This window comes from Pseudomonas sp. MPDS (assembly GCF_013283895.1).
Classification (GTDB): Bacteria; Pseudomonadota; Gammaproteobacteria; order Pseudomonadales; family Pseudomonadaceae; genus Aquipseudomonas; species Aquipseudomonas rhizophila.
On sequence record NZ_CP054128.1, the window covers coordinates 4,004,215 to 4,025,721 of the forward strand.

The 21,507-nt window shown below is 62.2% G+C and carries 21 protein-coding genes; 4 read left to right on the forward strand and 17 right to left on the reverse strand.

Annotated elements, in window-relative coordinates:
* Positions 1 to 15: 15 nt before the first annotated feature.
* The 12 genes from HQ912_RS17585 to HQ912_RS17640 all read right to left on the reverse strand — a co-directional run bounded on the left by HQ912_RS17585 (position 16) and on the right by HQ912_RS17640 (position 14,468).
* Positions 16 to 1,473 carry an NAD-dependent succinate-semialdehyde dehydrogenase gene (locus HQ912_RS17585; RefSeq protein WP_076385400.1) on the reverse strand — a complete coding sequence of 486 codons (1,458 nt, stop codon included), beginning with the start codon at positions 1,471 to 1,473 and terminating at the stop codon, positions 16 to 18.
* A gap of 267 nt (positions 1,474 to 1,740) precedes the next feature.
* Positions 1,741 to 2,898, reverse strand: coding sequence for an acetylornithine deacetylase (gene argE / locus HQ912_RS17590; protein ID WP_107322318.1), 1,158 nt, complete (start codon positions 2,896 to 2,898; stop codon positions 1,741 to 1,743).
* Positions 2,895 to 4,049: an NAD(P)/FAD-dependent oxidoreductase gene (locus tag HQ912_RS17595; protein WP_076385404.1), complete on the reverse strand. Its 1,155-nt coding sequence runs from the start codon at positions 4,047 to 4,049 to the stop codon at positions 2,895 to 2,897. Before HQ912_RS17595 ends, argE begins: the two co-directional genes overlap by 4 nt.
* Complete coding sequence (locus HQ912_RS17600; protein ID WP_107322317.1) at positions 4,046 to 5,437, reverse strand: NAD(P)/FAD-dependent oxidoreductase; 1,392 nt, start codon at positions 5,435 to 5,437, stop codon at positions 4,046 to 4,048. The genes HQ912_RS17595 and HQ912_RS17600 overlap by 4 nt, the downstream gene beginning before the upstream one ends.
* Positions 5,419 to 5,727: a (2Fe-2S)-binding protein gene (locus tag HQ912_RS17605; protein WP_076385408.1), complete on the reverse strand. Its 309-nt coding sequence runs from the start codon at positions 5,725 to 5,727 to the stop codon at positions 5,419 to 5,421. Before HQ912_RS17605 ends, HQ912_RS17600 begins: the two co-directional genes overlap by 19 nt.
* Positions 5,724 to 7,568, reverse strand: coding sequence for an ABC transporter ATP-binding protein (locus tag HQ912_RS17610; protein WP_173407097.1), 1,845 nt, complete (start codon positions 7,566 to 7,568; stop codon positions 5,724 to 5,726). Before HQ912_RS17610 ends, HQ912_RS17605 begins: the two co-directional genes overlap by 4 nt.
* 1 nt (position 7,569) lies before the next feature.
* The gene (locus HQ912_RS17615) at positions 7,570 to 8,445 is read right to left on the reverse strand and encodes an ABC transporter permease (RefSeq protein ID WP_076385412.1); all 876 of its coding nucleotides are present in this window, start codon (positions 8,443 to 8,445) and stop codon (positions 7,570 to 7,572) included.
* Positions 8,442 to 9,398, reverse strand: a complete 957-nt coding sequence (locus tag HQ912_RS17620; protein ID WP_076385414.1) for an ABC transporter permease — start codon at positions 9,396 to 9,398, stop codon at positions 8,442 to 8,444. The genes HQ912_RS17615 and HQ912_RS17620 overlap by 4 nt, the downstream gene beginning before the upstream one ends.
* A 45-nt stretch (positions 9,399 to 9,443) precedes the next feature.
* Positions 9,444 to 11,087 carry an ABC transporter substrate-binding protein gene (locus tag HQ912_RS17625; RefSeq protein WP_107322316.1) on the reverse strand — a complete coding sequence of 548 codons (1,644 nt, stop codon included), beginning with the start codon at positions 11,085 to 11,087 and terminating at the stop codon, positions 9,444 to 9,446.
* Between the two features lie 86 nt (positions 11,088 to 11,173).
* Complete coding sequence (locus HQ912_RS17630) at positions 11,174 to 12,448, reverse strand: NAD(P)/FAD-dependent oxidoreductase (protein ID WP_076385417.1); 1,275 nt, start codon at positions 12,446 to 12,448, stop codon at positions 11,174 to 11,176.
* 36 nt (positions 12,449 to 12,484) lie between these two features.
* The gene (locus tag HQ912_RS17635; protein ID WP_076385419.1) at positions 12,485 to 13,153 is read right to left on the reverse strand and encodes a haloacid dehalogenase type II; all 669 of its coding nucleotides are present in this window, start codon (positions 13,151 to 13,153) and stop codon (positions 12,485 to 12,487) included.
* Between the two features lie 430 nt (positions 13,154 to 13,583).
* Positions 13,584 to 14,468: a LysR family transcriptional regulator gene (locus HQ912_RS17640; RefSeq protein WP_076385421.1), complete on the reverse strand. Its 885-nt coding sequence runs from the start codon at positions 14,466 to 14,468 to the stop codon at positions 13,584 to 13,586.
* Between the two features lie 94 nt (positions 14,469 to 14,562).
* Here HQ912_RS17640 and HQ912_RS17645 point away from each other — a divergent pair, with 94 nt between their 5' ends.
* From HQ912_RS17645 to HQ912_RS17655, 3 genes are all read left to right on the forward strand, one after another.
* Positions 14,563 to 15,699 carry a DSD1 family PLP-dependent enzyme gene (locus HQ912_RS17645; protein WP_173407098.1) on the forward strand — a complete coding sequence of 379 codons (1,137 nt, stop codon included), beginning with the start codon at positions 14,563 to 14,565 and terminating at the stop codon, positions 15,697 to 15,699.
* Positions 15,689 to 16,087 (forward strand): RidA family protein, encoded by a 399-nt coding sequence (locus tag HQ912_RS17650; protein ID WP_076385425.1) that lies wholly within the window; start codon positions 15,689 to 15,691, stop codon positions 16,085 to 16,087. Before HQ912_RS17645 ends, HQ912_RS17650 begins: the two co-directional genes overlap by 11 nt.
* 275 nt (positions 16,088 to 16,362) lie before the next feature.
* The gene (locus HQ912_RS17655; RefSeq protein WP_173407099.1) at positions 16,363 to 17,823 is read left to right on the forward strand and encodes an aldehyde dehydrogenase family protein; all 1,461 of its coding nucleotides are present in this window, start codon (positions 16,363 to 16,365) and stop codon (positions 17,821 to 17,823) included.
* 15 nt (positions 17,824 to 17,838) lie between these two features.
* Here HQ912_RS17655 and HQ912_RS17660 read toward each other — a convergent pair whose 3' ends face one another.
* Together HQ912_RS17660 and HQ912_RS17665 are read right to left on the reverse strand one after the other, a co-directional pair.
* On the reverse strand, positions 17,839 to 18,231 hold the full coding sequence (locus HQ912_RS17660) for a GFA family protein (protein ID WP_173407100.1): 393 nt from the start codon (positions 18,229 to 18,231) through the stop codon (positions 17,839 to 17,841).
* Between the two features lie 32 nt (positions 18,232 to 18,263).
* Positions 18,264 to 19,190: a LysR family transcriptional regulator gene (locus HQ912_RS17665; RefSeq protein WP_173407101.1), complete on the reverse strand. Its 927-nt coding sequence runs from the start codon at positions 19,188 to 19,190 to the stop codon at positions 18,264 to 18,266.
* Between the two features lie 130 nt (positions 19,191 to 19,320).
* Between HQ912_RS17665 and HQ912_RS17670 the strand changes: the two genes are divergently transcribed.
* Positions 19,321 to 19,725, forward strand: coding sequence for a RidA family protein (locus HQ912_RS17670; RefSeq protein ID WP_047227681.1), 405 nt, complete (start codon positions 19,321 to 19,323; stop codon positions 19,723 to 19,725).
* A 161-nt stretch (positions 19,726 to 19,886) separates the two neighbouring features.
* Here HQ912_RS17670 and HQ912_RS17675 read toward each other — a convergent pair whose 3' ends face one another.
* The 3 genes from HQ912_RS17675 to HQ912_RS17685 are packed head-to-tail and all read right to left on the reverse strand — an operon-like array spanning position 19,887 to position 21,450.
* A complete protein-coding gene (locus HQ912_RS17675; protein ID WP_047227682.1) occupies positions 19,887 to 20,366 on the reverse strand; it encodes a VOC family protein in 480 nt (159 codons plus the stop codon).
* A 60-nt stretch (positions 20,367 to 20,426) separates the two neighbouring features.
* A complete protein-coding gene (locus HQ912_RS17680; protein WP_047227683.1) occupies positions 20,427 to 20,672 on the reverse strand; it encodes a hypothetical protein in 246 nt (81 codons plus the stop codon).
* The gene (locus HQ912_RS17685) at positions 20,665 to 21,450 is read right to left on the reverse strand and encodes a VacJ family lipoprotein (RefSeq protein WP_047227684.1); all 786 of its coding nucleotides are present in this window, start codon (positions 21,448 to 21,450) and stop codon (positions 20,665 to 20,667) included. The genes HQ912_RS17680 and HQ912_RS17685 overlap by 8 nt, the downstream gene beginning before the upstream one ends.
* Positions 21,451 to 21,507 lie beyond the last annotated feature (57 nt).

A 21,507-nucleotide genomic window follows, 5' to 3' on the forward strand; every position in this document is an offset into this window, starting at 1 on the left:
CAAACAATGGACACATCACAGCCCACCGATGTGGAAGGCCTTGATTTCAAGGTATTCATCCAGGCCGTATTTGCTGCCCTCACGGCCCAGGCCCGACTGTTTGACACCACCGAAGGGCGCGACTTCCATGGAAATGAGTCCTGTGTTAAGACCGATCATGCCGAACTCCAGTCCCTCGCCGAACCGCCATGAGCGGCGCAGATCCTGGGTAAAGAAATAAGCCCCCAAGCCATACGGTGTGGCGTTAGCCAGCGCCAGCGCCTCTTCCTCGGTGGAAAAACGCATCAGCGGCGCAACCGGGCCAAACGTTTCCTCACTGGCCAGCAACATGCCAGCGTGGGCCTCGCCAAGCACCGTGGGCTGGACGAACTGGCTGTCACCCTCGGGAATGCCGCCACAGAGCAGACGCGCGCCCTGACTCAACGCATCATCGATATGCCGAGCGACTTTGCTCACCGCCGCCATGTTGATCAGCGGACCGATCATCACGTCGGCCTCCAGGCCATTGCCGACCTTGAGCTTGCCCACTTCTTGCACCAGGCGCTCGGCGAAGCGCTGGTAAATACCGTCCTGCACCAGGATGCGGTTGGCGCAGACGCAGGTCTGGCCAGCGTTGCGAAACTTGCTGAGCATGATCCCGGCCACGGCCTGCTCCAGGTCCGCGTCGTCAAACACAATGAACGGCGCGTTGCCGCCCAGCTCCAGGCTCAGGCGCTTGATGTGTTCGGCGCTCTGGCGCATCAGCAGGCGACCGACCGCCGTGGACCCGGTGAAGGAAATCTTGCGCACCGTCGGGTTGCCGGTCAGTTCTTCGCCGATGCCCGCCGGCATGCCGGTCACCACGTTGAACACTCCCGCCGGAATCCCGACCCGCTCGGCCAGCACCGCCAGGGCCAGGGCCGACAAAGGTGTCAGGTCCGACGGTTTGACGATCACCGGGCACCCCGCCGCCAAGGCTGGCGCGCATTTGCGGGTGATCATCGCGTTGGGGAAATTCCACGGAGTGATCGCCGCGCAGACACCCACTGGCTGCTTGAGGGTGAGCAGACGACGGTCGCCGCTGGGGGCCGGGATGGTTTCGCCATAAACCCGGCGAGCCTCTTCGGCAAACCATTTGGCGAAGCCGGCGCCGTAGCGGATTTCGCCTTTGGCTTCGTTCAGCGGCTTGCCCTGTTCAAACGTCATGATCAGCGCCAGATCGTCCAGGTTGTCGATCATGGCCTGATACCAACGCTCCAGCAGCACCGCGCGCTCCGCCGCCGGGCGCGCACGCCAGGCCGGCCAGGCACGCTCGGCGGCGTCGATGGCACGCCGGGTTTCCACTCCCTGCATGGCCGGCACCCGAGCGAGCACTTTGCCCGTGGCCGGGTTGATGACGTCGAGCGTGGCGGCGTCATCGGCACCGATCCACTGCCCGTCGACGTAGGCGAATTCTGCTAAAAGGCTGGGGTCTTTCAATTGATTCTTGAGCATGATCGCGTCCTGTTCCGAGGTATTTCCAGTCTAGGGAGATGCCGCGGATGAGGATGCTGAAAGCGGGTTTTGGGCAGTGTTGGATGCTGAAGTTTCGAGGTGGGACGGCAGGCTCTACCGAAGCCCCAGGCTAAACACCGAAACCTGTGGGAGCAAAGCTTGCTCGCGATTGCGGTGGATCAGACACTGATCAAGACCATGTCATCGTTCATCGCGAGCAAGCTGTGCTCCCACACGAGTACTCCCACATTTTGTTCTGTGTATGGCTTAGATTTTCAAGGAGCCCAGCAACCCTTCCAGAAACCGCTCCCCCGCTTCCATCTGGCTGATTTCAATGAACTCGTCGGGCTTGTGCGCCTGCTCGATGGAGCCCGGGCCGCAGACCACCACCGGCACATCCAGGCGCTGCTTGAACAGCCCTCCCTCGGTGCCGAAGGAAACCTTGGCGGTGCCGGTGTCCGCTGCGGCGAAGTTCTTCAGAAAGCGCACCGCCTCAACGCTCGGATGAGTATCCAGCCCCGGATAGACGTTCAGGGTTTCGATCTCGATGTCCGCCACGCTGGAGAGTTTCCTGGCCTCGCGCACGATCACTTCGGCGTGCTCGCGCAGTTGCTCGAGGAACTGATCCAGATCGTCGGCCGGCAGGTTGCGCACTTCGAAATCCAGGGTGCACAGGTTTGGCACGATGTTCAGCGCCTTGCCACCGACAATCTGCCCGACGTGCACGGTGCTGTAGGGCACGTCGTAATCGGCGTCCCGGGCGCCCTGCTCTTGCAGCTGCTGCTGGCTCTGGCGCAACGCGGCGATGAAATCGCAGGCCACATGAATCGCATTGACCGAACGCGGCGCCAGGGACGAGTGCGCCTCCAGGCCACGGCAGTAAGTGCGATAAGAGCCTTTGCCCTTGTGCCCGAGCACGAACTGCATGTTGGTCGGCTCGCCGATCACGCACAAAAACGGCCGCACCGGTGCCAGGTGCAGCACGTCAAGCAAGCGGCGTACACCCACGCAACCGATTTCCTCGTCATGGGAGAGCGCCAGTTGCAGCGGTCGGTTCAGGGGATGGTCGGCGGCATCGAGCATGGCATCGATGGCCAAGGCGATGAACCCTTTCATGTCGCAACTGCCACGACCGTACACCCGCCCGTCCCGCACCGTCGCCTGGAACGCCGGAACGGTCCAGGCCTGCCCCGCCGCTGGCACCACGTCGGTATGTCCGGACAGCAGAATCCCCGGCAACTCCCGTGGGCCGATGCTGGCGAAGAGGTTGGCCTTCTTGCCGCTTTCATCCTTGACGATCAGCGACTCGATGCCCTTGCTCAGCAGCAGCTCGCGCACGTACTCGATCAGGGCCATGTTCGACTCTGAAGAGACCGTTTCAAACGCCAGCAGGCGTTCGAAAATAGCTAGCACGCGAGGTTTCATGAGGCTTTGCTCCGTTGCTCGGCAGTGGGGGCGAATCGGCGAATGGAGAACGGTTCGATCGAGGTGCTGGTACTGCCGGTGCTGATCAGCTCGGCCATGACGTCGCCAACCCCTGGCCCGAGCTGAAAGCCGTGGCCGCAGAAACCGAACGCATAATACAAGCCGTCCACGTTGCCGCTGGGGCCCATCACCGGCAGGGAATCGGGCAGATAACCTTCGATGCCGCTCCACACGCGAATGATGTTCAGGTTGCCGACGCCTGGGAGCAAGCGACGCATCTGGTCAAGCTGGTTGAGAATGCTGCGCGGCTCGACATAGGCCCGGCGGTTGAGCATGTCCGGCTTGCTGCGATAGCCGCCACCGATGACGATGTTGCCCCTGGGAATCTGCCGGAAATAGATCACTTCCTCAGGAATTTTGGTGTACACGCCGATCACCGTCGGCAAGGCATAAGGCACCGGTTCGGTGACGGCCATCTGTGGGCCGTTAGTGTCCAGCGGCACCGGCTCACCAAACTGCGCCGAGAGTTTCTGCCCCCAGGCACCCGCCGTAATCAGCAGTTGAGCGGCGCTGAACTGACGGCCATCGGTGGTTGTGACACTGAAATCACCATTGGCCTTCTGCACTTCAGCCACTTCTGTCCGCTCCTCGATGCGTGCGCCGAGTCGCCGCGCCGCCCTGGCAAACGCCGGGGCCGCCAGACGTGGGTTGGCGTGACCGTCGTGCGGCGCATAGGAGCCGCCCTTGACGTCTGGCCCGAGGAACGCAAAACGCTCGTGCAGCTCAGCGCCACGAAAGATCTTCAAGTCCAACTGCTCTGCCTCAGGGGCGTCGGCATAGGCTTGCAGTTCGGCGATCTCCTCTTCGCGATAACACACGCGCATATGCCCGCTGGCGATGAACTCCAGGTCGTCGTCGATCAGTTCCGGCAGGCGCTTCCACAGCGCCCAGGAACGATTCGCCAGTTCCAGCTGGCCAAGAAAACGCCCCTGGCGCCGCACGTTGCCGAAGTTCACGCCACTGGCGTACTGACCGATCTGGTCACGCTCCAGCAGGATCACCGACTGGCCCCGCTGACGCAGGAAAAATGCCGCCGCCGAGCCCATCAAACCACCGCCGACGATGACCACATCAGCTTTATTGACCGTCATGGCGTCACCTCCCGAGTGAGCATCGAAAGCGGTTTGACCGGCGCCTGTCCGCGTTGCCGGCCCACTTCCTGAACGTGGACACCGGCGGCTGCGGCAATGACCTCGGCCCCGGCCTGAGAGCAATAACGCCCTTGGCAGCGGCCCATGCCCACCCGACTGAAGGCCTTGGCCCGGTTGACTTCACAGGCGCCCTTTTCACTGACGGTACGGCGCAATTCGCCGGCGCTGATCATCTCGCAGCGGCAGACAATGGCCTCATCCGGCAAGGCTTTGGCTTGCGCGGCGGGCCAGGGAAACGCCTGGGCCAGACCGAGACGAAATTGATCCATGACGTTGAGCGCCTGACGCTGCGCGGCGACCTGCGCGACGTCCACCGGTTGCTGCAAATCGCTCAACAACGCCAGGGCGACCAGGCGCCCGGCATGCTCGGCGGCATCAGCACCACGGATCTTCGACCCATCTCCGGCGGCATAAACACCGCTGACCGAGGTCCGGCCGTCTTCGTCCGTGTCCAGCCACCATTGGCCTGAAGCCTCGTCAAAACGCAGAGCACAACCGGCCAGGTCGGCCAGCTGGGTTTCCGGGCGCAGGTGATAACCCAGCGCCACCGCGTCGCAATCCACGGTCAAGGTTTCACCGGCCGCCGTGCGTACCCGCACGCCACTGACGCCGGAAGTCGCCTCACCCAACACTTGCAACGGAGAGACACCCAGGTGCACCGGGATTTTCGCCCGATACAATTGAGCCAACAGCTTCATGCCGGTAAACAGCAATCCGGGGCGCGCCATGAGTTTGGGCAAGGCTTTGATGCGCAGGCCCAGCGGCGCGGTGTCCAGCACCGCCGCCACGTTGGCACCGGCCTTGAGGTATTGGCTGGCAACCAGATACAGCAGCGGCCCGCTGCCCATGAACACCACGCGGTGGCCGATGGACACCGCCTGGGCCTTCAAGGCTATCTGCGCTCCACCGAGGCTGTAGGTGCCGCCCAACTGCCAGCCCTCGATCGGCATCAAGCGGTCAGTGGCGCCGGTGCAAAGAATCAATGCATCGTAATCCACCGTCGAATGCAGGCCCTGGCTGACGCAGCACAGTTGCCCGGGCGTGAGGTTCCACACCAGCGTGTCCGGACGATAGTCAATCTGTGGGCGCAAACGGTCGAAGCTTTCGTGCAAGTCCCGGGCTTTGTCCGCCTCGGTGCCGTAAAGCGTGGCGTAGTTACGAGTGAAGCCTTCAGGCTGGCGCCGGTAGATCTGTCCGCCGTCACGACGGTTTTCGTCGATCAGGACCGGCTTGAAGCCCGCCGCGACCAGGGTTTGGGCGCAACGGATGCCGGCAGGCCCGGCGCCGACAATGACGACTCGATGATTGCTCAGCCGCGCAGTGGCCATATCGCCTCCGGTTGCTTGGTGATGATGTCCAGCCCTTCGCGCACTTCATTGGAACAGGCACGCAGCCGTTCACCGCTGCGGGTCCAGACCCAGCAATCCTGGCAGGCGCCCATCAGGCAGAAACCGGCCCGGCTGCCAGGATCGAACTCCGACTGGCGCAACGCCGGGCCCCGAGTCAGCAATGCGACCATGAGTGTGTCCCCCTGCAAGGCTTCGATGGGTTCGCCATCGACTTTCAAATGGACGATGGGCCGGCCCTGCTCGGCCAACCTCACGAAACGAGCGTTCATGCGTAGGCTCCCATGATCATGCTGTTGGCATCCTGTTGGCTCTTGAGCAGCTCGGCGCTGTCGTGATGGCAGAGGACTTCACTGCCGCCGTCGATGATTCGCCGGGGTGGCGCGGTGTGGTTGCACAGGCCATCGACCCGCACCGGGCAGCGATTGAGGAACGTGCAGAGCCCCGGCTCAGTGGCCTTTGCTCCCAAAGCGGGCAGCGTGCCGCAGGTGGTGGTGCCACAGTTTTCCAGCCAGCCCTGGCGCAATTCCGGCACCGAATGGATCAGCAGGTCGGTGTAAGGATGAAAGGGTGGCTGGGCGAACGATTGCCGGGTGCCCTCTTGAACCTTGTGGCCGCTGTACATCACCACAATGTCGTCGCACAGCGCCCGCACCGTGGAGATGTCGTGACTGATGAACAGGTACGAAACCCCCAATTGCTGGCGCAGGTCGCGCAGCAGCTCGAGGATGGCCGCGCCGACCACCGTATCGAGTGCCGAGGTCACTTCATCGCACAGGATCAGATCCGGCTTGGCCGCCAGCGCCCGAGCCAAATTGACCCGCTGTTTTTGCCCGCCTGAGAGTTCGCTCGGGCGGCGTTCGGCCAGGTCCCGAGGCAGACGCACCAGGTCCAGCAACTCGCCGATACGTTCACGTAGCGCCGCGCCCTTGAGGCCGAAATACATCTTCAGTGGCCGGCTCAGAATGTTGCTGACGCTGTGCATCGGGTTGAGCGCGGTGTCGGCGTTCTGGAAGACCATCTGGATGCGCCGGAATTGCTCGTCAGTGCGCTCGGACAGGCTGCCGCCCAAGGGTTGACCGTCAAACGTCAACCCGCCGAGGGCCGGGGTCAACAGCCCCGCCACCACCCGGGCCAGGGTTGATTTGCCCGACCCCGATTCGCCGATCACACCGATGGCCTGGCCCCGGCGCACGGTCAGGTCGATGTCTTCCAGCACCCGGATCGACGGCATGCCCTGTTGATTCTTGTTGCCGTAGCCAGCGGTCAAGCCCTGGATAGTCAGCAGCGGCGCATCGCCGGCCACGCCGCAGGGCGGACGGATCGTCGTATCCGGCCGCGCCGCCGCCAGCAGGCTGCGGGTGTAGGCGTGTGCCGGGCCTTTGAGCAGTGGCGCAGTGGCGCTGTGCTCGAAGATCTGCCCGCCGTTGAGCACCACGATCTGATCGGCCATCTGCGCGACGACCGCCAGGTCGTGAGACACATAGACCGCCGTCGCGCCCCGCTCGCGCACAACGCGCTTGAAAGCGCGCAACACGTCGATTTGGGTGGTCACGTCCAGGGCTGTAGTCGGTTCATCGAGCACCACCAGCAGCGGATCGCTGATCAGCGCCATGGCCGCCATCACCCGTTGCAGTTGCCCGCCGGAGACTTGATGGGGATAGCGTTGGCCGATGCGCTCGGGATCGGGCAGCGCCAGGTCGCGGAACAGTTCGATGGCCTTGGCTTCCAGTACGGGCCGGCTGCCCAGGCCATGAATCAACGCCCCTTCCACCACCTGGTCGATGAGTTTTTTCGCCGGGTTGAACGCCGCGGCGGCGCTTTGGGCGATATAGGACACACGATTGCCGCGCAGACTTTGCAGCTCGCCTTCGCTCAACGCCAGCATGTCATGTTCGCCAATCTGCACCACGCCACCGGCCAGGCGACAGCCGCGCCGGGCATAGCCGAGCAACGCCAGGGCTATGGTGGTCTTGCCGGAACCGGACTCGCAGATCAGCGCCAGCACCTCACCTTTCTCCAGGGAGAAGCTCACGCTCTTGACGATCTCCACCTCACTGCGCTCGCCGCAAGCGACTACCCGCAGGTTTTCGACTCGGATCAATTCGCTCATTTCAATGCCCCCCCGTACGTCGACTACGTCGCGAAGACAGGCGGTCGATAAACAGATTGACGCCAATGGTCAGGGTGCCGATGGCCAGGGCCGGAATCACGATGGCCGGCGCTCCCTGATTGAGCCCGCCAATGTTTTCGCGCACCAGCGAGCCCAGGTCAGCATCCGGTGGTTGCACACCCAGGCCGAGGAAGCTCATGCCGCTGAGCAGCAGCACGATGAAGCCGAAACGCAAGCCCAAGTCAGCCAGCACCGGGTTGAGCATGTTGGGCAGGATCTCCACGCAAGCGATGTACAGTCGACGTTCGCCACGGGTGCGGGCCACTTGCACGTACTCCAGCGCCTCGATGTTCACCGCCATGCTGCGGGCAATACGGAACGCGCCCGGCGAGTAGCTCAGCACCGCCGTACACACCAGTAAAGTCACCGACGAGCCAAATGCCGAGACCATGATCAACGCCAGCATCTTGCTCGGGATCGAAATAAAGGCGTCCATCAGGCGACTGATCAGCTCATCCAGCCACTTGGGTGATACCACCGACAGCAGTGCGCAACTGGTCCCCAGCCCACTGGCCAGGACCGCAGCCACCAGCGCAAGGCCCACGGTGAACTGTGCGCCGACCAGCACCCGACTGAGCATGTCGCGGCCCAGGTAATCGGTGCCTAACGGATAAGCGACGCTGAGGCTGTCGAAAACATTGTCAGAGACCACTTCCCCCACCGGGTGCGGTGCCAGCCACGGACCGAAGATCGCCACCAGCAACCAGAAGACACACATCGCGGCGCCCACCAGTCCCAGCCAGGACGTGGCGTGAGCGTCTTTGCCCAACGCCAGAGCGACCGCCGCGGTCGGGGATTTCCCAATGAGATTGTTCATTGATTTCTCAGCCTCGGGTTGGAAAGGATCGCGCACAGATCAGCAATCAACACCAATGTCAGGTACGCGGTACAAAACAACATGGTGCAGGCCTGGACCAACGCCATATCACGGTTGGTCACGGCATCGACCATCAGGCTGGCAATGCCGGGATAGTTGAAAATTGTCTCGACGATCACCACCCCGCCCAGCAGGTAGGACAGACTCAAGGCGATGGCATTGGCGATAGGCCCGATGGCGTTGGGCAACGCATGACGCAGTACCACCCGCACCGGGCTCACACCTTTGAGACGGGCCATCTCCACGTAGGGGCTGTCGAGTTGATCGATCACCGCCGCCCGGGTCATGCGCGCCATTTGCGCGATGATCACGCAACACAGGGTCATGACCGGTAAGGCGTAGGTGCGCATGAATTGCCACGGTGAGGTGATCTCGCTGGAATAGGACAACGCCGAGAGCCAACCCAGGTTCACCGCGAAAATCAACACTGCCAGGGTGGCGACCAGAAACTCCGGTACCGCCACCATCATCAAGGTAAAAAAGCTGATGAAGCTGTCGACGCGACCACCACGCCCCATCGCCGAACCTATGCCCAGGGTCAGTGCCACTGGCACCGATACCAGCGCTGTGGCGGCCGCGAGCATCAGGGTGTTGGGCACCCGTCCGGCCATCAGTTCCGTGACCGGCACGGCGTTGGACACCGACACGCCCATGTCGCCGCTGAGCAGGCTCGTCAGCCAATGCAGGTAACGCAACACACCCGGCTGATCGAGGCCCATTTTCACCCTCAGGGCCGCCACCTGCTCCGGCGTGGCGAACTGTCCCAGGGCCTGTTGCGCCGCGTCTCCCGGCAACACCGCCGTGATGGCGAACACCACCATCGAGACGATCAACAACGTCACGATCGCGGCGCCCATGCGCCGGCCGATCAACCAAAGTGTGCTGCTATTCATCCGCCTGCCCTCCTGCCCTGTCACCCAGCCAATACCCGGCGTTCATCAGGCGTCCAGCCAGACTTGCTCGGAGAACATGTAGCCCATGAAACCGCCCAGCGGGTTGGTGCCATAGCCTTTGACGCGCTGATCGACACCGTCGATGTTGCTGATAAACACCGGGATGCCGATGCCGCAGTGGTCATGCACCAGGGTCTGCATGTCGGCGTACATCTTGCCGCGCTTGACCTCATCAGTTTCGCCGCGGGCCTGGACCAATAGCTGATCGAACTGCGGGTTCTTCCAGGCGGACTCATTCCACGGCGCCGTGGACTGGAAGAACTGCGAGAACAGCATGTCGGCGTTGGGCCGCGGGTTGATATTGCCGAAGCTGATCGGGTGCTTGGCCCAGTGGTTGGACCAGTAGCCATCGCTCGGCAGGCGGTTGACATTGAGCTTGAGCCCGGCCTCCTTGGCCGATTGCTGCAGCAACACGGCAACGTCCACCGAGCCGGTGGCAGCCGGCGAGCACATCACCGGCATGGTGATACTTTCCATGCCCGCCTTCTTCAGCAGGAAACGCGCTTTTTCCGGGTCATAGGTCCGCTGTGGCAGGTCAGCATTGAAGAACCGTGCGCCGGGGGCGATCGGATGATCGTTGCCGACCCTGGCGTAGCCACGGAAGATTGCCGACTTGATCTGTTCACGGTCCAACAGCAACTTCATCGCCTGAGTGAACTCCGGGCTCTGGCCCGGCATCTGGTCCTGACGAATGATCAAGTCAGTGTAGTTACCCGACGGCGAGTCCACGACCCGATGGCCAGCACTGTTCTTGATACGAGTGGTGGAACGCGGGTTGACCTCGTTGACAATCTGCACATCGCCCGATAGCAGCGCGTTGATCCGCGATGGCTCGTCGGGAATGCCGATGAACTCGATCTCGTCCAGATACGGCAGGCCGGGTTTCCAGTAATTGGTATTGCGCGCACCGATGGAACGCACTCCCGGCTTGAATTCCTTGACCTTGAACGGACCGGTACCGATGCCCTGGCTGAAATCGCTGGTGCCTTCAGGCACGATCAACAGATGGGAGATGGCCAGGACCGATGGCAGCTCGGCATTCGGGCCGCTCAGACGTATCTGTACTTCATGGCTGCCGATGGCCTTGACCTCGGCGAACTGCGACGCCAGCGGCAAGACCTTGGATCCCGTGATCGGATCCTTGTGTCGCAACAGGGAAAACACCACGTCAGCGGCGGTCAGCCCCTTGCCATTGTGGAAAGTCACTTCCTTGCGCAGGGTAATCACCCAGAGCGTGGCGTCTGTCGTGTCGATGCGCTCGGCCAGTTCGAGTTGCGGCACCATGTGACTGTCGAAGCGCGTCAGGCCGTTGTAGAACATGTAATGACGCACGTAGTCGGTGGACGATGAGCCTTTGGCCGGGTCCAGGGTGTCGGCGGTGGAACTGGAGATGCCGGCGACGCGGATACGCCCGCCCGGCTTGCCTTTGCCCGGGCTTGCCGCTTCTTCGGCGAACAGCTTGCCGGCGGCGCCGAAGAGGCTGCCTGCACCTGCTGCGGCCACACCTGCCAACCCCAGCATCTGCAATGCATTGCGGCGAGACATGCCGCGATTGAGCCCTTCGAAAACACGCAGACTTTCTGTACCGGTGATCAACTGGTCTTCAATGCCATTTTTGTTGTCAGTCATGTCAGTTCTACCTTTCGGAAAATGATAGGGCTCGATTGCGCACGATTAACGCAACGTGGTTGAAACGCCAAACAACGCCATGAAACTCAGTGCAGGTAGTCCTGCAGGCGGTAATACGCGCCTACCAGCGGCAGGAACCAGGGTTTGCCGAAATGCCCGGGAATGGCCGGCCAATCCAGCTCGCGCCAAGGGTTGGCCTCGACCTCGCCGGCCATGACCTGGGCCATGACCTGCCCCATGTGCACCGACATCTGCACGCCGTGGCCGCTGTAGCCCATGGAGTGATACACCCCCCCATGCTGGCCGGCCCGGGGTAAACGGTCGGACGTCATGTCCACCAACCCGCCCCAGCAATAGTCGATCCTGACGTGGGCCAGCTGCGGGAACATCTGCACCATCGCCGCTTGCAGCACCTTGCCGCTCTTGGCGTCGGAAACGCTGTCAGACATGGCAAACCGCGCCCGACCGCCAAACAACAGCCGGTTGTCCGGCGTCAGGCGAAAGTAGTTACCGATCATGCGGCTGGTGACGTAGGAGCGACGCGCCGGCAGCAAGCTGTCGATCAGCGCCTGGGGCAACACTTCGGTGGCGATGACGAAGCTCCCCACCGGTACGATTCGCCGCCGGTACCAGCCCAATCCACCTTGCTGACAGGTGCCGGTGGCCAGCAGGATCTGCGAGGCCTGCAGCGCGCCCTTGCTGGTGTTGACCTGATAGCCGCCTGTGTTCGCCTTCCAGTCCTTCACCGACACGCCCTGGAACACCAACGCCCCGTGACGGGCCGCCGCCTCGGCCAGGCCGACACCGAAGCGCCCGACATGCATCTGCACGCCGTTGCGCTGCAGCAGGCCACCGTGGAACTGGGCCGAATTGACCTCCGCCCGCACCGCTTGGGCAGACAGCAACTCGACGTCGGCATCGACTTCCTTGCGGATCAACTCACAGGTGCGCGCCAGTCCTTCGTAGTGCAACGCTTTGGCGGCCAGTTTGAGCTTGCCATGGCGAGTGAGATCGCAGGCAATCGCTTCCTGCTCCACCAGCGAAACCACACTCTGTACGGCGCTTTCATAGGCCAGGTAATAAGCCCGCGCTTTATCGGCGCCGAGGCTGGCGGTGAGTGACGCGTAGTCCTGGGCAACGCCGGTGTTGCACTGACCGCCATTGCGCCCCGACGCTTCGCCAATCACCCTGCCTGCTTCCAGCACCGCCACGCTGGCCCCCTTCAAGGCCAGGGCCCGGGCCGCCGCCAGACCGGTGAAACCACCACCGACAATGGCCACGTCTACCCGCCCGGGCAATCCGCCGAGCTGGGCACCGGTGAAGGCCGGTGCGGTATCGAGCCAATAAGACTCACTGCCCATGTCTAACCCCTTTTCACCTTGAAGAGTGCGCTCAACTCAGAGCCCGACCAGACCGGCCAAACCGCCGATGTCCGGGATTTGGTGGTAGCCATACACAGCGTTCGCCGGCTGCTCATGACCGCGGGCGACGAAGGCTTTGTTCTTGATCTTCATGTCGTGGGCCGACATCAGGTCGTAGCGAAAGCTGGACGAGACATGCAGCACATCCTCCGGCCCGCAGCCGAGGTTATCGAGCATGAATTCGAAGGCCGCCAGGCGCGGCTTGTAGGCCTGGGCCTGCTGGGCGGTAAAGACTTTATGGAAAGGCGCGCCAAGCTTGTCGACGTTGGACATGATCTGTTCGTCCATCGCGTTGGAAAAAATCACCAGGGGAATCTTGTCGGCGATTTTCGACAGACCCGCCGGTACATCGGCGTGAGGGCCCCACGTGGGCACGGCGTCGTAATAGAGCTGGCCTTCGCCCCGATATTCGACACCCCAGCGCTTGCAGACCCGCATCAGGGACGTCTTGATGATTTCATCATAGGGCCGCCACTCGCCCATCACCTGATCCAGACGATAAGCGGAGAAATCCTTGACGAACTGGTCCATCTGCCCGGCATCGACACGATCGGCGAACAGCTCGCGGGTCATGGTGCCCATTTGGAAGTTGGTCAACGTGCCGTAGCAGTCGAAGGTGATGTACTTGGGTCGAAGAAAGCTCATGAGTGCGGTCCTGGATTTGTTGTTGAAGGCAATGCCGAGGCAAACATTGATGCCGTTCGTGAAGCACCGGTACAACGCTGCATCACGTTTTTATTACAACACCATGAGACCGTGGATAAACGGTTAAAAATACCGGCCGCTTGGTACAAACCACCGTTTTGCAGGGCTCGCTCAGCAGACTTTGCGGGATGCTCCAGACACGGGCGTTGCACCCGTGTTTCTGTGGGTTTGCGGACAGTTATGGTGCGTCTGGCGACGCAGTGAAGGCCGCTTTGCGGCAGAATCTACGCCTGCAGCGGGCCGTTCCAGCATCCAGGTTGAACGGGCCGCCGCTATCGCGAGCAGGCTCGCTCCCACAGGGTTTTGATGGGGCAGCCACCTTTGTGTTTGCCACAGATTCATTGCCGGAGTGAGCCTGCTCGCGATGACGTCAGGCTTTCAACTCAGCCTCAAGAAAACTCACCAACGCCTGCACCCGAGCGCTGCGAACTTTGCGCGACGGCACCAGCAGGTTGATCGGTGCGCTGTCGAATTGCCAATCAGCGAGCACCCGGACCAGGTTGCCCTCGGCGATGGCTCTGCTGACATCCCATTGCGAGCGCAGCACCAGGCCCAGCCCCTCTTCGGCCCAGCGTCGGGCCACGCTGCCGTCGTTGCTCAGCAATGCTGGCTGGATGCGCAGGGTCTTGCGCTCCTGCTCATTGTGCAGATGCCACAGCGTGACGTCCTCATCGTTTTCGCGAATGCAAATACAGCGGTGCTCAGCCAGTTGCTCCGGTGAAGACGGCGTGCCGTGCCGCTCCAGGTAGGCGGGGCTGGCGCACAACCAGCGGGCATTGTGGCTCAGGGGCCGGGCGACCCACTGGCTGTCACTGAGGTTGCCGATGTGAATCACCGCATCACTGTCGTGACGATCAGGCCAGGGCGTTTCCCGTAGATCCAAGTGCAGGCACAACTGTGGGTGCAACCTGGCAAAACGCGCCAGCAACGGCGCGATGCGTTGCCGTCCATAGCCGAACGGCGCCGCCAGCCTGAGGGTGCCGGCCAGTTGATCGTCCGGCTGTTTGAACGATTCGGGAAGCGCCTCCAGTTGCTCCAGCAACAGCGCGCTCTGGCGGGAGAAGCGCTCGCCATCGGCGGTGAGGCTCAAGCGCCGAGCATCGCGGTTGGCCAGGGTCAGGCCGAGCAGTGTCTCCAGTTTGCGTAAGCGCATGGACAACGCAGGTGGCGAGACATTGAGGGCCCTGGCCGCTGCGCTCAACGACTCGGAGCGCGCCAGCGTCACGGCCATGCGCAGGTCTTCGATGCTAATCATTCAGTTCAACTTAATGATTGATGACGCAACATTGAACCACGACTTCACGATCACTGAGTAGAGTCGCCCTGTCCCTATCCATCGAGTGCTGCTCATGACCGCCTCAATTCCCCTCCTTGATACCCCTGTCGCGCTCATCGATGTACCGCGCATGCAGCGCAACATCCAGCGCATGCAGCAACGCATGGACACCTTGGGTGTGCGTCTACGGCCCCACATCAAGACCAGTAAATGCCTGCCCGTGATTCAGGCGCAGATCGCCGCGGGCGCCAACGGTGTCACCGTGTCTACCTTGAAGGAGGCGCAACATTGTTTCGCAGCCGGCATCCAGGACATTTTCTACGCCGTGGCCATGGCGCCCGGCAAACTGGCCCAGGCCCTGATGCTCAAGCGCCAAGGCTGTCGCTTGAGCATCCTCACGGACAGCCTGACGGCGGCCCGGGCCATCGTCGATTTCGGCCAGCAGCACGATGAGCGGTTCGAGGTCTGGATCGAGATCGATTGCGACGGCCATCGGTCCGGCGTGCGGGTCGAGGACGATTCACTCGTGGGCATCGCCCGGCTACTTGATGAAGGCGGCATGCAGCTTTGCGGCGTGATGACCCACGCCGGCTCCAGCTACGAACTCGATACGCCAGACGCGCTGCAAGCCTTGGCCGAACAGGAACGCAACCTCTGCGTTCGTGCAGCCCAACGCATTCGCGAGGCCGGGCTGGCCTGCCCTGAGGTGAGCATCGGCTCCACACCCACGGCGCTGTCGGCACAGAACCTGGAAGGCGTCACCGAGGTTCGCGCAGGCGTCTATGTATTCTTCGACCTGGTGATGCACAACGTCGGCATCTGCCAGGCAGGCGAACTGGCGCTGAGCGTGCTGACCAGCGTCATCGGTCATCAACAGGAAAAAGGCTGGATCATCACCGATGCCGGCTGGATGGCCATGAGTCGTGACCGGGGTACGCAGCGCCAGTCACGGGACTTCGGCTATGGACAAGTGTGTAGCGAAACCGGCGACTGGATCGACGGCGCGCTGCTCACCAGCGCCAATCAGGAGCACGGCATCATCACCCTGACGAACGCCGAGCACGTGGATATCACCGCGCGGTTTCCCATCGGCAGCCGCCTGCGCATCCTGCCCAACCATGCTTGTGCCACTGGCGCACAGTTCCCTCATTACCTCGCCTGTGATGCCACGGGCCAAGTGCACAACTGGAGCCGTCTGCATGGCTGGTGAAATCGGGTTTATCCATACCACTCACGCCGCAGCGCCGGGTGGACATTACGCCCAGGCGCTGTCGTACCAGGGCGTCCTGTATGTATCCGGGCAATTGCCGGTACGCGCCGATGGCAGCCACAGCGTCGACCAGCCCTTCGAGGTCCAGGCCGCCATCGCCCTGGAAAACCTGCTGGCGATTCTCGACGCCGCTGGCCGGGGACCGAGGGATCTGGTGAAGGTGACGGTCTATGTCGCCGGCATCGAACACTGGCCGGCCTTCGACCGAATCTATGCCCGCTATCTGGGCGAGCACCGCCCCGCACGCGCCGTGGTGCCCGTCCCGGCGCTGCATCATGGCTACCTGATTGAAGTCCAAGCGCTGGCGCGCGACGCAAGCCATTCCTAAGGGAAGTGGATGCCCCTGTGGAGCGGGATCGAAAGCCAATGCCTGAATCGGCCAGCGTCGCCAGCACTGGCAAGCTTGTCTGAACCCAAGGGCTACGCCCTGAAACGGATGCCGCTACGTTTTTGCCAAGTTAGCGCGCCAGATACAGCAGATTCTCCTTTGCCGAGGTCGAGAACGGCACAATTGATCAGGGCCGCTTTGTTAGTTTATTGAGCAGACACGGCATAGCGACCTGCTGCAGGCCATGCCATAAACGCTTTATGGGAGCCCGTTGGATGACAACCCGATCTTCGAACAGCTACACCCTTGATCCGCACACAACCAGACAGCTTTATATCAATGGTGACTGGTCGTCCCCGGCACATGCGGCCACCTTGCCGGTGATCAACCCGGCCACCGAAGAGGTTGTTGCCCAAGTCGCCCAAGGGTCGTGCGAGGATGTTGATCGGGCGGTCGCGGCGGCGCGGGCGGCCTTCCCCGGCTGGTCCTCGACTTCGCCAGCTTCGCGCGCGCTGGTGATCGGCAGAATCCATGAACTGATCCTTGAACGAAAGGAGGCGCTGGCCCAGGCGCTCTCTCTGGAAATGGGCGCGGCCATCGGTTTTGCCCGGGCGATGCAAGTGCCACTGGCGGCCGAGCACGTGCGCGTGGCCCGCGATGTGCTGTCCAGCTATTGTTTCCAGAAGGTCGAAGGCGGCACAGCCATTACCCGCGAACCCATCGGCGTCTGCGGTCTCATTACGCCGTGGAACTGGCCGCTGTATCAGATCACCGCAAAAGTCGCTCCGGCCATTGCGGCGGGTTGCACGGTCGTTCTCAAACCCAGCGAACTGTCGCCCCTGAGCGCCCTGCTCTTCGCGCAACTGGTGCATGACGCGGGCCTTCCTCCCGGTGTCTTCAACCTGGTGAACGGCAGCGGTGCCGAGGTCGGTGCGGCCATGGCGGCGCATCCCGATATCGACATGATCTCCATCACCGGCTCGAACCGCGCAGGCGCGTTGGTGGCCCAGGCGGCCGCCCCGACGGTGAAACGCGTGACCCAGGAGTTGGGCGGCAAGTCACCGAACGTGCTGCTGCCAGACGCTGACTTCGACAAAGCCGTGCCACCGGGGGTGATGTCGGCGTTTCGCAATGTCGGCCAGTCATGCAGCGCACCAACCCGCATGATCGTGCCAAGAAACAGTTTAGCGGAGGTCGAAGCCCTGGCTGCCGCCACCGCCAATGCGATCATCGTCGGTGATCCGCAATCGGAAGAAACCATCCTCGGTCCCATCGCCAATCAAGCCCAGTTCAAGCGCGTGCAGGCCATGATCGAAGTGGGCCTGAACGAGGGTGCAAAACTGCTGTGTGGTGGGCCAGGCCGCGTGCAGGGTTTTGCAAAAGGCTTCTACACGCGCCCCACTGTGTTCTCCGAGGTGGACAGCGCCATGCGCATCGCCCAGGAAGAAATCTTCGGCCCGGTGCTGTGCATCATCCCCTATGACACGGTGGATGAAGCGGTCGCCATCGCCAACGACACCGTCTATGGGCTAGGCGCTCACGTTCAGGGTCAGGACCTTGAACAGGCGCGCAGCGTTGCCTCGCGTATCCGCGCAGGGCAAGTGCTGTTGAACTATCCGGCGTGGAATCCGATGGCGCCGTTCGGTGGCTACAAGCGTTCCGGCAATGGCCGTGAGTATGGTCTCCATGGGTTTGAGGAGTACCTGGAGATCAAGGCGATTGTGGGCTTTGGCTAAGACCCGCTACCGCGCCTACTCCTCGGAGCGCCCCGTACCCTCACGATCATGCGAGTAGTGCCTGGTGAACGGAAACGCCGGCAACCAGGACTCACGGCGCACGGTCCAGCTTTCGTAGGTGGGCATCAGTTGATCCGGGGCATCCAGCGTTCCCAGGTTCACTTCCACCTCGTCGCCGCTACGGGCAAACACCGACGAGCCGCAGCGCGGGCAGAAGAAGCGCCCGGCGTAGTCCCGGGTTTCGCCCTCGATCGTCACGGCATCCTGGGGGAACACAGCGGAGGCGTAGAAGAGCGCCCCGTGATGCTTGCGGCAGTCGAGGCAGTGGCAAAGACCAACCCGGTACGGGCGCCCCGAGGCTTGGATGCGAACGTTGCCGCACAGGCAACCGCCGGTGAATTGGTCCATGGTGCGTCTCCTCTGCAGTCATGTGGTCGGGTTCATGACCCGGATCGGTCGAGAACAGGCGCATGCTGCGCCATCAACTCCACCACCCATTCAATGAACACCCGCAACTTGGCGCTGATATGTCGGTTAGGAGGATAGGCCACGTAGAGCGGCATCGGGTCGAGGCGCCAGTCTTCGAACAAGGGCACCAATTCACCGCGCGCCTGGTGGGATCTGGACATGTACTCGGGTAGCCAGAGCACACCCAACCCCGCCAGGCCGGCCGCGAGGTAGGCGTTGCCATCATCGACGGCCAGTGCGTAGCGTCCTTTGATGTGCAAATGCTCGCCGTGGTTGTGCATGGCGTAAGGGAGCGGTTTGCCGGTGCGCGCCCAGAGGAAGCCGACGATGCGATGCTGGGAATCTTCCAGTTCTCGCGGATGCGCAGGCGTGCCCACGCGCTGCAGATAGCTCGGTGCGGCAAACACGCCAAGGGCCAGGTCGCCGACGCGCCGGGCGATCAGCGACTGATCCGTCAGCTCGCCGCCGCGCACCACGCAATCGACGTTTTCATCGAGCATATCGACGATGCGGTCGCTTGCGCCCATGTCGATCTGAATGTCCGGGTATCGCGCGTAAAATTGCGGCAATGCCGGCATCAGGATCATGGTCGCCAACGGGCTTGGCACGTCCACTCGCAATCGCCCTCTGGGCAGTGCCTGAGCGCCGGACAGGCTGGTCTCGGCATCGTCCATGTCGGCCAGCAGGCGAATCACCCGCTCGTAATAAGCGGCGCCGTCAGCGGTGACGTTGACCTTGCGCGTGGTGCGGTTGAGCAACTTGACGCGCAGCCGGGCCTCCAGTTGCTGCACCAGTTGGGTCACGGTGGTTTTGCTCATGTGCAGTGTTTCGGCGGCTTTGGTGAAGCTGCCCGCCTCCACCACTCGAACGAATGCCTGCATCGCGTCGAAACGATCCATTACTGCCCCGGTGTCCGTCAGATTGTTTGGATTTTACAAACAGTGATCGCCAAGGTTGCTCGTTTATCGTCCGCGCACAAGCCCCTAGAGTGTTTTCAACATTGAATCCGACCCTTTGATGGAGGCACCCATGACACAGCGCGATGTAGTTTTCCCCGCCGGACGCCAGGCACTTTATGAGCGTAATCGCTATTCGCCGGCGATTCGTTCCAATGGCTTTTTGTTCGTATCGGGGCAAGTCGGCAGCACCGAAGACGGCTCGCCAGAGCCTGAACTGGAGGACCAGGTTCGGCGGGCGTTCAACAACCTGAAGGCGATTCTCGCCGCCGCCGATTGCACCTTTGATGATGTGGTTGACGTCACCGTGTTCATCGTCGACCCCGAATCGACATTCGAAACGATCTGGAAAGTGGTGCCCGAATTCTGGGGCAGCGCACCGCACCCGACGCTCACGGCGGTGGGGGTGACCTGGTTGTATGGTTTTCAGTTCGAGATCAAGGTGATTGCCAGGTTGCCTGAAACCGCCCAGGGGTGAGCTGACTGGCGGTGGGTCAGGTTGCGGCTGTTGAATGTCCCGCCGTCTTCGCGAGCAGGCTCGCTCCCACAGGGGATTGTGTTGACCCACCCATCGAGACCGACACAGATCCAATGTGGGAGCGAGCCTGCTCGCGATAGCGGACTGTCAGCCTGCGCCGCTCAACCTTTCAACGCTGCTTCGATGGCCGCGATGTCGATCTTTGTCATCTCCATCATGGCTTCGAACGCGCGCTTGGCCGCTGCCTGATCGGGATTGGCTATCGCGGCGGTCAGCACGCGCGGGGTGATCTGCCAGGACAGGCCCCACTTGTCCTTGCACCAGCCGCAGGCACTGGCCTGGCCGCCATTGCCGATAATCGCATCCCACAAGCGGTCCGTTTCGGCCTGGTCATCAGTCGCGACCTGGAACGAAAAAGCCTCGGTATGCTGGAACGCCGGGCCTCCGTTCAGCCCCAGGCAGGGAATGCCCATTACCGTGAACTCGACCGTCAGCACATCGCCCTGCTTGCCCATCGGGTAGTCACCGGGGGCGTGATGAACAGCCTGCACCGCACTGTCCGGGAACGTCGCGGCGTAGAACTGCGCAGCCTCCAGCGCAGCACCGTCGTACCAGAGACAAATCGTGTTTTTGTTATTCATCCGATCTCTCCGAGAGATAACTGGACGGTAAAGTCTAGCAGTCTCTGCGTCGGCGCAAGGCTAGCGGACCAGTGGACTCATCCGCTCCCCATGACTGACCATCCAGCGAATCATGCTCGCCAGAGGCACCCGGTAATTCTGGATGTCGCACGCGCCAACCTGGTCATGGCTGTACAACTCCAGGTAACGGCTGAGCAGTAAATGTCGGCCATCCTCCGTCAACTGCAACTCGATCTCCCGGCAATGCAGAATGCCTTGCTCAAGGTTTTTCACTCGCCGGTGCAGAACCAATACAGGGTTACTCATCCACGGTCTCTCCCTCCGGGCAGGCGTCGTCCCCCGCCACCGCGCCCAACTTGCCCTGGGCGACAAAATCGGCGCGCCGCTGCGCTACCGCGTCACGAAGCGCCACGTAGTAATCCGGCCTGGCCCGCAACTTGTCCGTCAACGGGAGCGCCTCGGCACGACCATCAACAACCCCGCCTACGGTATTGATCGTGCCCAACGTATCGACCGTATCGCTGTTGCTGCCGAACGGATCGACCGCAGAACTCAGCAGTTTGCCGGTTGCGTCGCGCAGGCTGGACGTTCCCAGCAACGGCAGTTCGACGATCGGCCCGGGAGCGATGTTCCAGACGCCGAACGTCTGGCCGAAATCGGCCTTGTGGCGCTCAATACCCAGTTTGCCCGACACATCGATCAGCCCGACGATGCCTGCGGTGGTGTTGATGACGAAGCGACCCAGGGTGTTGACCGAGCGTTGAGCGTTGCCTTGCAGCAGATCGTTGATGAAGACCTTGGGCTCACCGAAGTTCGCCACGAAGTTATGCACCCCCGTCTGCACCACATCTGGAAGCTTGAGATAACCACGGGCAACCGGGGCCAGCGCATAGTCATCGACAGTCCGGTTGAAAGCGAAGATGCCCCGGTTGACGGGCTCTGCCGGATCATCGACGGTGTAGCTCGCACGTTCACAACTGCCAGGGGTTGCAGCGGGCGTGCTGGTGCAGCCGCTGGCGAATGCCACGAGTCCTACGACAACAGTGCAACGAACAAACAGCGGAGCGGGCTTGGTGATCGGCATACAAGGCTATCTCGGCGAGGAATTGGGGCGATACCGGTCAGTTTGGGAAGACACCGC